This is a genomic window from Mesorhizobium sp. M0239 (assembly GCF_040321815.1).
Classification (GTDB): Bacteria; Pseudomonadota; Alphaproteobacteria; order Rhizobiales; family Rhizobiaceae; genus Mesorhizobium.
The window spans coordinates 106,761-117,481 of the sequence record NZ_JAMYSG010000016.1; the positions used below are offsets into that span (position 1 = coordinate 106,761).

Here is a 10,721-nt window from a genome sequence, read left to right on the forward strand (position 1 = left end):
TATGGTGGCATATTGCGTCATGGAGAAACGAAGGCCCACCTACGATCTTGATGCCATCAAGACGACGTTCGGGTCTGTCGATACGCTGGCGATCACGACGTCCGCTCTGCGGGATGCCACAGGCCTTGGCTTCGACCGTGCCGGCGTCGTCGAGGTAATCGGCGGCATGACGAGGAAAATGTTCGTGAAATCCATGACGACCTTTGCGGATCACCGGGTCTGGCAGGATGCCTATCACGTGCCCGTGCGCGACCTGATCCTCTACGTGAAATTCCAAGCGGATGTCGTGACCGAGTTCACGGTCATGTCGTTCAAGGAGAAATGACCATGGCGACAAGAGAAGAAAATCGGACCATGATTTCCCCCGAAACCGGGGAAACGCTCACGCGTGACGTGCGTCCATTCACAGTGGCGTACAAGGGCGAGAGCATAATTGTCGACCTTCCGGGTTACTATCCAGCATCCGGTGACGAGGGTGTGCATATCGGAGGCGACATGGCTGCCGTCGATGCCGCACTACGCGCCCTCAAGGAGAGGATCGATGGCGTGCCGGCCCCGGCAACCATCCGCCGCATGCGCACAAAGCTCAATCTGTCGCAGCGCGAGGCAGGATCCCTGTTCAAGGTCGGCGAGAATGCTTTCGACAAGTATGAAAGGGGCCTGATCGAGCCGAGTGGCCCGACCATTCAATTGATGACGCTGCTGGAAAAACATCCCGAACTGCTGGATGAATTGCGGTAGCGGCACAGGTCGCATTTTTCGCTGCTCCAGTCGCGAATGGTGATTGAAAGTCGTCGCGCCGCGGGGCGTTATGCGGGCCATGAAAACAGTCACCGAATTTCCCCGCAAGGTCGTCGAGTTCCCGGATATGGGCATCGTCATGCCGGATGGCTGCCGGCTGTCGGCGCGGGTCTGGATGCCGGAGGATGCCGGCGACGATCCAGTGCCGGCGATCCTGGAGCATCTGCCCTACCGCAAGCGCGACGGCACCATCTTTCGCGATCAGCTGACGCATCCCTATTTCGCCGGCCACGGCTACGCCTCGATCCGGGTCGATATGCGCGGCAATGGCGATTCCGAAGGGCTGATGGACGACGAATATTCCGAGCAGGAATTGCAGGACGCCTGCGACATCATCGCCTGGGCGGCAAGCCAGCCCTGGTGCAACGGCAATGTCGGCATGATGGGCATTTCCTGGGGCGGCTTCAACTGCCTGCAGGTGGCGGCCAAGCAGCCGCCGGCGCTCAAAGCGGTGATCAGCTTGTGCTCGACCGTCGACCGCTACGCCGACGACATTCACTACAAGGGCGGCTGCCTGCTGATCGAGAACTTCGGCTGGGCCTCGACCATGCTGTCCTACTCATCGCGGCCGCCGGACCCGCTGCTGGCCGGCGACAACAGATGGCGCGATCTGTGGCTGACCCGGCTGGAGAACCAATCCTTCCTGGCGCCGCTGTGGCTGAAGCACCAGCACCGTGATGCCTACTGGAAGCGCGGCTCGATCTGTGAGGATTTTTCCGCCGTCAAAGCCGCGGTTCTGTCGATCGGCGGCTGGCATGACGGCTACCGCAACACGGTCTCGCATCTGGCCAGCAACATCGAAGCCCCGGTCAAGGGCATTATCGGGCCATGGATCCACAAATACCCGCATTACGCAGGACCAAAACCCGCCATCGGCTTCCTGCAGGAGGCCTTGCGCTGGTGGGACCGCTGGCTCAAGAGTGTCGAAACCGGTGTCGAGTCCGACCCGGCCTACCGCGCCTATGTCATGGACAGCGTGCGTCCGGCGCGCTGGCACCCCGAGCGTCCCGGCCGCTGGATTGCCGAGCAGCAATGGCCCTCGCCAACCATCAAGACGCAGACGGTCGATCTGATCCCCGCAACAGAAAAACCGGCCATCGTTGCCTCGCCGCAAAGCTGCGGCTTGGCCGGCGGCGAGTATTTTCCCTTCACCTTCGGCCCCGAACTGCCAGGCGATCAGCGCCCCGACGATGCGCTGTCGGTGTGTTTCGACCAGCCGGAACTCAGTCAGGCCATCGACATCGTCGGCGCCCCGGAAGTCGAATTGCGGCTGTCCTCCGACCGCCCGCAGGCCAACATTGCGATCCGACTCTGTGACGTGCATCCCGATGGCGCGTCGGAGCTGATTTCCTACGGCGTGCTCAACCTGACGCATCGCAACTCGCACGAGTTCCCGGAAGCCCTGGTGCCGGGCGAAACCGTCTCAGTACGCGTCGTGCTCGATCAATGCGGCTATCGCGTTCCGCCCGGCCACCACCTGCGTGTTGCCGTTTCGAACGCCTATTGGCCTGCCATCTGGCCGTCGCCGGAGCCGGTCCGGCTGACCTTGTCGGCGGCGACGCTCCGCTTGCCGCTGCGGCCGCTGGCGACAGACGACGAAGCGGCGTTCGCCGAGCCGGAAGGTGCCACTCCCTGGGCAACGGAGACGATCCGCGCCAGCAATTCCGAGCGCCATATCGATCGTGACGAAAAGACAGGAATCGTGACGCTTTCCATCGTTGATGATTTCGGCGAGGTGCGCGATCTCGCTCATGGCCTCGCCAATGGCAGCATCGCCCGCGAGACCTGGACGATCCATCCCGAAGACCCGCTGTCGGCCTCGGGGAAGACGCACTGGACGCAGACCCTGTCGCGAAACGGATGGTCGGTACGCACCGAAACGACAGCCGAAATGCGATCGGACGCGCAAAACTTCATCGTCAGCGCCAGAATCGAGGCCTATGAGGACGAAACGCTCGTCTTCGAGCGTAATTTCGAGGAGAAGGTGCCGCGCGCGCTTCTTTGAGCACCGAGTTCATTGGTCCAATTGCGACGTACGATTTACGCCACGGCATGTCGCATTCGGTCTTGCTTACCGCTTTCCCTTGCGGTCATTATTCTCCTCACAAGAAACAAGAAAAACGACCGCAGAGTCGAACCAACAGAGTGAGGAACTCAAAATGTCGAACGAACTGGAATTTCTTAGCCGGCGTGTCGCGTCGGGCAAACTGAGCCGTCGTGATTTTCTCGGCCGGGCGGCGGCGCTCGGTATCTCCGCGCCCTTCGCCAACTCGCTGCTTTCAAGCGCGGCACGCGCGGCAGGTCCGGTCAAAGGCGGCACTCTGAAGGCCGGACTTGTCGGCGGCGAGTCCACCAACAGCCTTGATCCGGCACTGTTCATGACTCAGGTGCCGTTCGCCTTCGGCAAGATGTGGGGCGAATTGATCGTCGAGCTTTCGCCGGAAGGCAAGCTCGAGAACCGCATCGCCGAGGAGATCGGCTCGTCGGACGACGCCAAGGTATGGACGCTGAAGATCCGCGACGGCGTCGAATTCCACAACGGCAAGACGGTGACCGCCGAGGACGTGGCCGCCACACTTGAGCGCCATTCCGACGAGAAGTCGAAATCCGGCGCGCTCGGCTACATGAAGGGCATCGAGACCATCAAGGCCAGCGGCAAGGAAGTCGTGCTGACCCTGAAGGAAGCCAATGCCGATCTGCCCTATTTGCTCAGCGACTATCACCTGATCGTCCAACCGAATGGCGGCAAGGATAAGGCCGACGCAGGCATCTCGGCCGGTCCTTACAAGGTCACGACCAATGAGCCCGGCGTGCGCCATGGCGGCGAGCGTTTCGCCAATTATTGGCAGGGCGACAAGATGGGCCATGCCGACCAGATCGAGATCATCGTCATCAACGATGCGACGGCGCGCACCGCCGCCCTGCAAGGCGGCCAGGTCAACATGATCAACCGCGTCGAGCCGAAGATCGTCGACCTGATCAAGCGCCTGCCTGGCGTGACCATCCGCAACCATGCGGGTCCTGGCCACTATGTCTTCATCGCGCATTGCAACACCGCCCCCTTCGACAACAACGATCTGCGCATGGCCCTGAAGCTGGCCATCGACCGCGAAGAAATGCTCGACAAGATCCTGCGTGGCTACGGTTCGATCGGCAACGATTTCCCGATCAACGCTTCCTACCCGCTGTTCACTGATATCGAGCAGCGCAAGTACGATCCCGACAAGGCCAAGTTCCACTTCAAGAAGTCGGGCCATGACGGCGCCGTGCTGCTGCGGACTTCGGACGTCGCTTTCCCGGGCGCTGTCGATGCATCGCAGTTGTTCCAGCAGAGCGCGGCCAAGGCCGGCATCCAGATCGAGTTGAAGCGTGAGCCTGGCGACGGCTATTGGAACGAAGTCTGGAACAAGCAGCCCTTCTGCGCTTCCTACTGGGGCGGCCGCTCGACCCAGGACCAGATGTACTCCACCGCTTATCTGTCGAACGCCGACTGGAACGACACGCGTTTCAAGCGTCCGGACTTCGACAAAATGGTGCTGGCCGCGCGCGCCGAGCTCGACGAGACCAAGCGCAAGCAGATGTACCATGACATGGCTGTCCTGGTACGAGACGAGGGCGGCCTGATCCTGCCGATGTTCAACCAGTTCATCGACGCTACCGGCGCCAAGGTCGGCGGCTGGGTCGACGATCCGCATCAGGAGCTGATGAACGGTTACGCGCTGGCGAAGTGCTGGCTCGAAGCCTGAGCTTGGCCTTGCGGATATGTCCTCACCCATCTTGAAACTGGTGGCCCAGCGCGTTGCGCTGGGCATTCTCCTCTTGTTGGCCGTTTCGGTCCTGATCTTCGCCGGCACCCAGATCCTGCCCGGCGATGTCGCGCAAGCCATTCTCGGGCAATCGGCGACACCGGAGTCGCTCGCCAATCTGCGCGAGCAGCTCGGCCTCAACGATCCGGCCTATATCAGGTATTTCCGCTGGCTCGGCGGTGTGCTGACCGGCGATCTCGGCACGGCCATGTCGAGCGGGCAGGATATCGCCACGTCGATCAAGGGGCGGCTGTGGAACACGCTGTTCCTCGCCTTCTGGGCGGCGATCGTCGCCGTGCCGCTGGCGATCATTCTCGGCCTGATCGCGGTGCGCTACCGCAATGGCTGGGTCGACAAGCTGATCTCCGGGCTGGCGCTGGCCTCGACCTCCTTTCCCGAGTTCTTCATCGGCTATGTGCTGGTCTATTTCTTCGCCGTGAAATGGCAAATCTTCCCGGGCATCTCGACCGTCTATGACGGCATGCCTTTTGGCGAGCGCATGCAGGCGATCGCCCTGCCGGCGGCAGCGCTGACGCTGGTCGTGCTCGCCCACATGATGCGCATGACACGCGCGGCGATCCTCAATGTCATGCAGTCGGCCTATGTCGAGACAGCGGAACTGAAGGGCCTGTCGGCCTTCAACGTCATCCGCAAGCACGCCTTCCCCAACGCCATCGCGCCGATCATCAACGTCGTCATGCTCAACCTCGCTTACCTCATCGTCGGCGTCGTCGTGGTCGAGGTGATCTTCGTCTACCCAGGCATGGGACAGTATCTGGTCGACCACGTCACCAAGCGAGACGTGCCGGTGGTGCAGGCGGTCGGCCTGATCTTCGCCGCCGTCTATATCAGCCTGAACATCATTGCGGACATAGCGGCCATCGTCGCCAATCCGCGTCTCAGACACCCGAAATAGGGGGCGGATATGCTCGATATCAAACGCATCCCCATCCCCGCTCTGATCGGCATCGTGCTGACGGCATTGTTCGTCCTGGCGGCGGTCTTCGCCCCCTGGATCGCGCCGCACGGCAATGGCGAAATCGTCGGCGATGTCTGGGAACCGATGTCGGCTGCTCATTTTCTAGGCACCGACAATCTCGGCCGCGACCTGCTTTCGCGCATGATCTACGGCGCCCGCATCACTTTGTTCATCGCGGTGCTGGCCACCGCGCTGTCATTCTCGCTCGGCGCCATCCTCGGCTTCTCGGCGGCCGTCTTCGGCGGCTGGTTCGATACGCTGCTGTCGCGCCTCGTCGATCTCTTGATGTCTATCCCGACGCTGATCATGGGTCTCGTCGTGCTGTCCGTGCTACCGACCAACCTGGTGACGCTGATCCTGGTGATGGGCATTCTGGATTCGACCCGCGTCTATCGCCTGTCGCGCGCGGTCGCCGTCGACATCAACGTCATGGACTATGTCGAGGCGGCGAAACTGCGTGGTGAGGGCAGCGGTTGGATCATCTTCCGCGAAATCCTGCCCAACGCATTGTCGCCACTGGTTTCGGAACTCGGCCTGCGCTTCATCTATGCCGTGCTGTTCCTGTCGACGCTGTCGTTCCTCGGCCTTGGCGTGCAGCCACCGGACGCCGACTGGGGCGGCATGGTCAAGGAAAACAAGGACGGCATCGTCTTCGGCATCGCGGCAGCGCTTATCCCGGCGGCGGCGATCGCCTTGCTGGCGATTTCCGTCAACCTGGTTGCCGACTGGGTGCTCAACCGGACGACAAGCCTCAAGGGAGGACGCGGGTGATGGCCGACAGCAAAGCGAAACCTGGCCTGCTGCTCGACATCCGCAATCTGCGCATCGAGGCCACCGTCTTCCCGCCCGGAGAGCCGCCGAAGAACATCGTGTTGGTGCACGATGTCTCGCTGACGCTTGAAAAAGGCAAGGTGCTCGGCCTGATCGGCGAATCCGGGGCCGGCAAGTCGACCATCGGCCTGTCGTCGATGGGCTATGGCCGCGGTGGCGTGCGCATCACCGGCGGCGAGGTCATCCTCAACGGCCGCGACATCCTCAAGGGCGGCAAGGACGGCTTCCGCAAATTACGCGGCCGCGAAGTCTGCTATGTCGCGCAGTCGGCGGCAGCGGCCTTCAACCCGGCGCACCGGCTCATGGACCAGGTGGTGGAAGCCACGTTGCTGCACGGTACGGCGACACGCGCCGAGGCCGAGAAGCGCGCGGTTGCGCTTTTCAAGAAGCTCAGCCTGCCCAACCCGGAAACCATCGGCGAGCGCTTTCCGCACCAGGTTTCGGGCGGCCAGCTGCAACGCGTGATGACGGCGATGGCGCTGTGCTCCGAGCCGGACCTGATCGTCTTCGACGAGCCGACAACGGCGCTCGACGTGACGACGCAGATCGACGTGCTGGCGGCGATAAAGGACGCCATCCGCGACACCCATGTAGCTGCGCTCTACATCACGCACGACCTTGCCGTCGTCGCCCAGGTTTCGGACGAGATCATGGTGCTGCGCCATGGAAGGCTGGTCGAATGGGGCGGCACAAGGCAGATCATCAAGGAGCCGCGCCAGGAATACACCAACGCGCTTGTCTCGGTGCATGAGATCGAACACCAGGAGCAGAAGCCCGGCACGGCACCGTTCCTGTCGGTGAAGAACATCACCGCCGCCTATGGCGGCAGCCATATCAAGGTGCTGAAAAACGTCTCCGTCGACATCTATCCGGGACAGACGCTTGCCGTGGTCGGCGAGTCCGGCTCTGGCAAGTCGACGCTGGCGCGCGCCATCACCGGTCTGCTGCCGCCCGAACAGGGCACCGTCACCTTCGACGGGCGCCCGCTGGCCAACCGGCTGGCCGACCGGCCGAAGGAGGATCTGCGCCAGCTGCAGATGATCTATCAGATGGCCGACGTGGCGATGAATCCCCGCCAGACCGTCGCCACCATCATCGGCCGGCCGCTGGAGTTCTATTTCGGCATGCGCGGCCGCGAGCGCGACAGGCGCGTTACCGAACTGCTCGACAAGATCGAGATGGGCAAGGGCTTTTCCGATCGCTACCCGGCCGAGCTTTCCGGCGGCCAGAAGCAACGCGTCTGCATCGCCCGGTCACTTGCCGCCAAGCCCAAGTTGATTATCTGCGACGAGGTCACCTCGGCACTCGATCCGCTGGTGGCACACGGCATTCTCGAGCTGCTGCTCGAGCTGCAGAAGGAAGAGAACGTCGCCTATCTGTTCATCACGCATGACCTCGCCACTGTGAAGTCGATCGCCGATTCGATCGCGGTGATGTATCGCGGCGAGGTGGTGCGCTACGGCCCCAAGAGCAAGGTGCTGAGCCCGCCCTTCGACGCCTACACCGACCTGCTGCTCTCCTCGGTTCCAGAGATGGAAATCGGCTGGCTGGAAAAGGCAATCAAGGGACGGCGCATGGCCAGCGCGGGGAACTAGATAGCAAGCCAGCGGTCCGCCAGGTCAGAGAAGCCGGCGCCCGTCATGCGGATGCAATATTAGAGCGCCACACGTCTCGCGGAGGGCGCCGCTCGCAGACTTTTAAACAGGGGTAGGACATGAAGACTGAACTCGATTATCTCGCCGAACTCGCCGGTCAAGGCCGGATATCGCGCCGCGCCTTTCTTGGGCGCGCCGCCGCGCTCGGCGTATCGGCGGCCCTGATGCCGGCGCTGGCCGGCAAGGCATTTGCCCAGACGGCGGTGAAGGGCGGTATCATCAAGGCCGGCCTGCAGGGCGGTGAATCCACCAACAGCCTCGATCCGGCGTTGAACCTCAGCCAGGTCACCTTCAGCTTCGGCAAGCTTTGGGGCGAGTATCTCGTGCGCCTCACACCGGACAACAAGCTGGTCAACCTGATTGCCGAGGAGATTGGCGCCTCGGCCGACGCCAAGACATGGACAATCAAGATCCGCGACGGCATCGAGTTCCACAATGGCAAGACGGTCGGCGCGGAGGATGTTGCCGCCACCATCGAGCGCCATGCGGACGAGAAGTCCAAGTCCGGAGCACTCGGCATCCTCAAGAACATCAAGGGGATCAAGGCGAGCGGCAAGGAGGTCATCGTCACGCTCGGCGACGCCGATGCCGACTTCCCCTATCTGATGGCCGACTATCATCTCACCATCCAGCCGAATGGCGGCAAGGACGATCCGAATGCCGGTATCAGCGCCGGACCCTACAAGGTTAGCGTCAACCAGCCAGGCGTTCGCCATGGCGGCGAGCGTTTCGCCAATTACTGGCTAGGCGACAAGGCCGGCCATGCCGATCAGGTCGAGATCATCGTCATCAATGATGCGACCGCACGGCTTGCAGCCTTGCAGGGCGGCCAGGTGCACATGATCAACCGCGTCGAACCCAAGGTCGTCGATCTGGTCAAGCGCATCGCCGGCGTTTCCATCGAGAACGTCTCGGGCAAAGGCTACTATCCGTTCAACATGTTCTGCGACACCGCACCTTTCGACAGCAACGACCTGCGCATGGCGCTGAAGCTAGCCATGGACCGCGACGAGATGCTGGAAAAGATCCTGCGCGGCTATGGCTCGGTGGGTAACGACTTCCCGATCAACGAGGCCTATCCGCTGTTTTCCGCCGACATCGAACAGCGCAAGTTCGATCCCGACAAGGCGGCGGCAGCCTACAAGAAATCAGGCCACAACGGCTCGATCGTGCTGCGCACCTCGGACGTCGCTTTTCCGGGCGCCGTCGATGCCGCACAGCTCTATCAGCAGTCCTGCGCCAAAGCCGGCATCAAGATCGAGATCAAGCGCGAACCCGGCGACGGCTACTGGTCTGAGGTCTGGAACAAGCAGCCTTTCTCGCTCTCCTACTGGGGCGGACGCGCCACGCAGGACCAGATGTATTCCACCGGCTATGTCTCGACCGCCGACTGGAACGACACGCGCTTCAAGCGGCCGGAATTCGACAAGATGCTGTTTACCGCGCGCGGCGAGCTCGACCAGGCCAAGCGCCAGGCGATCTACCACGATATGGCGGTGATGATGCGTGACGAAGGCGGGCTGATCGTGCCCTTCTTCAACCAGTTCATCGACGCGGCCGCCATCAACAAGATCGGCGGCTATGCCAAGAGCCCTATCGGCGAAATGATGGACGGCTACGCGCTTGCCGAGTGCTGGCTCAACGCTTGAGCGGACTCTGATCGTCCGATTTCATCTATCAAGAACGCCGTGTGCCCGGGACGGCACACGGCGTTCCCGTTCCAACCGCCAACCGCATGGAGCAGCCCATGGCGCTCAAATCCAAGCTTCTGCTGATCATCCTCGATGGCGTGCCTTACCGGAACTGGCGCCGGCTGATGGGCAATCTCGAAGGTTGGGTGCAATCGGGGGAGGCGCGCGTCTGGAAGATGCGCTCGGTGCTGCCGTCGACCTCGGCCTGCTGCTATGCGTCGATCCACACCGGGGTTTCACCGCAGGTGCACGGGATTCTCTCCAACGAGAACCGGTTCCGCGTCGAGCAGCCCGATATCTTCTCCGAGGTCAGCAAGGCGGGCGGCAAGACGGGGGCGGTGACCCACTCCTACTGGTCGGAATTCTTCCGCGCCTATCCGTTCGACCTGGTCGAGGACATGGAATTCGACGAGCCAAGCGGGCCGATCACGCATGGCCGCTTCCACACCATGACCGGTTACAATCTTCGCAACCAGATGACGCCGAGCGATGTCGACCTGTTCGCCACGCTGACGATGCTGACGAAACGCCATGGCATCGACTATGGCATCCTGCACACCTGCACGCTGGACTCGATGGGACACCGCTTCGGCCACGACTGCCACGAGATGGACCATGCCGTCTATGCGATGGACGGCATGCTGGCGGCCTTCCTGCCGCGCTGGATCGAAGCCGGCTATGAGGTGATCGTCACCGCCGATCACGGCCAGACCGATCGTGGCCATCATGGCGGCCATGACGACGAGATGCAGGATTTCGCGCTGTACTATTTTGGACAAGATAAGGGTCCGCAGGCCGACACGCTGCTCGACCAGCTGCAGCTGGCGCCGACAGTGCTGAGCCGGCTGGGTGTGGCAATACCGGAGACGATGAAGGCGAAGCCGTTTTTGGGGTGACAAGCGCTCCGTTGGCGTCCCCCTCTCCCCGTCCTTTACGGGAAGAGGGTAAGGATGAGGGC

9 protein-coding genes are annotated in these 10,721 nt (G+C 62.2%); all 9 read left to right on the forward strand.

The annotated features are described in order from the left end of the window. Positions 1–19: 19 nt before the first annotated feature. The 9 genes from NKI99_RS18360 to NKI99_RS18400 all read left to right on the forward strand — a co-directional run bounded on the left by NKI99_RS18360 (position 20) and on the right by NKI99_RS18400 (position 10,659). Entirely contained in the window at positions 20–325 is a 306-nt protein-coding gene (locus tag NKI99_RS18360; protein ID WP_128302768.1) for a type II toxin-antitoxin system MqsR family toxin, read from the forward strand. After that, positions 322–741 (forward strand): type II toxin-antitoxin system MqsA family antitoxin, encoded by a 420-nt coding sequence (locus NKI99_RS18365; RefSeq protein WP_050592750.1) that lies wholly within the window; start codon positions 322–324, stop codon positions 739–741. Before NKI99_RS18360 ends, NKI99_RS18365 begins: the two co-directional genes overlap by 4 nt. Before the next feature lie 79 nt (positions 742–820). After that, positions 821–2,806, forward strand: coding sequence for a CocE/NonD family hydrolase (locus NKI99_RS18370; protein ID WP_352611603.1), 1,986 nt, complete (start codon positions 821–823; stop codon positions 2,804–2,806). 154 nt (positions 2,807–2,960) lie between these two features. Next, complete coding sequence (locus NKI99_RS18375; protein ID WP_352611604.1) at positions 2,961–4,547, forward strand: ABC transporter substrate-binding protein; 1,587 nt, start codon at positions 2,961–2,963, stop codon at positions 4,545–4,547. 16 nt (positions 4,548–4,563) lie between these two features. Beyond that, a complete protein-coding gene (locus NKI99_RS18380; RefSeq protein ID WP_127289704.1) occupies positions 4,564–5,523 on the forward strand; it encodes an ABC transporter permease in 960 nt (319 codons plus the stop codon). 9 nt (positions 5,524–5,532) lie between these two features. Further along, on the forward strand, positions 5,533–6,357 hold the full coding sequence (locus tag NKI99_RS18385; RefSeq protein ID WP_352611605.1) for an ABC transporter permease: 825 nt from the start codon (positions 5,533–5,535) through the stop codon (positions 6,355–6,357). After that, the gene (locus tag NKI99_RS18390) at positions 6,357–8,012 is read left to right on the forward strand and encodes an ABC transporter ATP-binding protein (protein ID WP_352611606.1); all 1,656 of its coding nucleotides are present in this window, start codon (positions 6,357–6,359) and stop codon (positions 8,010–8,012) included. Before NKI99_RS18385 ends, NKI99_RS18390 begins: the two co-directional genes overlap by 1 nt. Before the next feature lie 119 nt (positions 8,013–8,131). Beyond that, positions 8,132–9,721, forward strand: a complete 1,590-nt coding sequence (locus NKI99_RS18395; protein ID WP_352611607.1) for an ABC transporter substrate-binding protein — start codon at positions 8,132–8,134, stop codon at positions 9,719–9,721. Between the two features lie 98 nt (positions 9,722–9,819). Further along, complete coding sequence (locus NKI99_RS18400) at positions 9,820–10,659, forward strand: alkaline phosphatase family protein (protein WP_023813643.1); 840 nt, start codon at positions 9,820–9,822, stop codon at positions 10,657–10,659. Positions 10,660–10,721 lie beyond the last annotated feature (62 nt).

What these genes read in the sequence shown, in the direction of transcription:
- NKI99_RS18360 (WP_128302768.1), top strand. Translation starts at nt 20, where the DNA reads ATGGAGAAACGAAGGCCCACCTACGATCTTGATGCCATCAAGACGACG.
- NKI99_RS18365 (WP_050592750.1), top strand. Translation starts at nt 322, where the DNA reads ATGACCATGGCGACAAGAGAAGAAAATCGGACCATGATTTCCCCCGAA.
- NKI99_RS18370 (WP_352611603.1), top strand. Translation starts at nt 821, where the DNA reads ATGAAAACAGTCACCGAATTTCCCCGCAAGGTCGTCGAGTTCCCGGAT.
- NKI99_RS18375 (WP_352611604.1), top strand. Translation starts at nt 2,961, where the DNA reads ATGTCGAACGAACTGGAATTTCTTAGCCGGCGTGTCGCGTCGGGCAAA.
- NKI99_RS18380 (WP_127289704.1), top strand. Translation starts at nt 4,564, where the DNA reads ATGTCCTCACCCATCTTGAAACTGGTGGCCCAGCGCGTTGCGCTGGGC.
- NKI99_RS18385 (WP_352611605.1), top strand. Translation starts at nt 5,533, where the DNA reads ATGCTCGATATCAAACGCATCCCCATCCCCGCTCTGATCGGCATCGTG.
- NKI99_RS18390 (WP_352611606.1), top strand. Translation starts at nt 6,357, where the DNA reads ATGGCCGACAGCAAAGCGAAACCTGGCCTGCTGCTCGACATCCGCAAT.
- NKI99_RS18395 (WP_352611607.1), top strand. Translation starts at nt 8,132, where the DNA reads ATGAAGACTGAACTCGATTATCTCGCCGAACTCGCCGGTCAAGGCCGG.
- NKI99_RS18400 (WP_023813643.1), top strand. Translation starts at nt 9,820, where the DNA reads ATGGCGCTCAAATCCAAGCTTCTGCTGATCATCCTCGATGGCGTGCCT.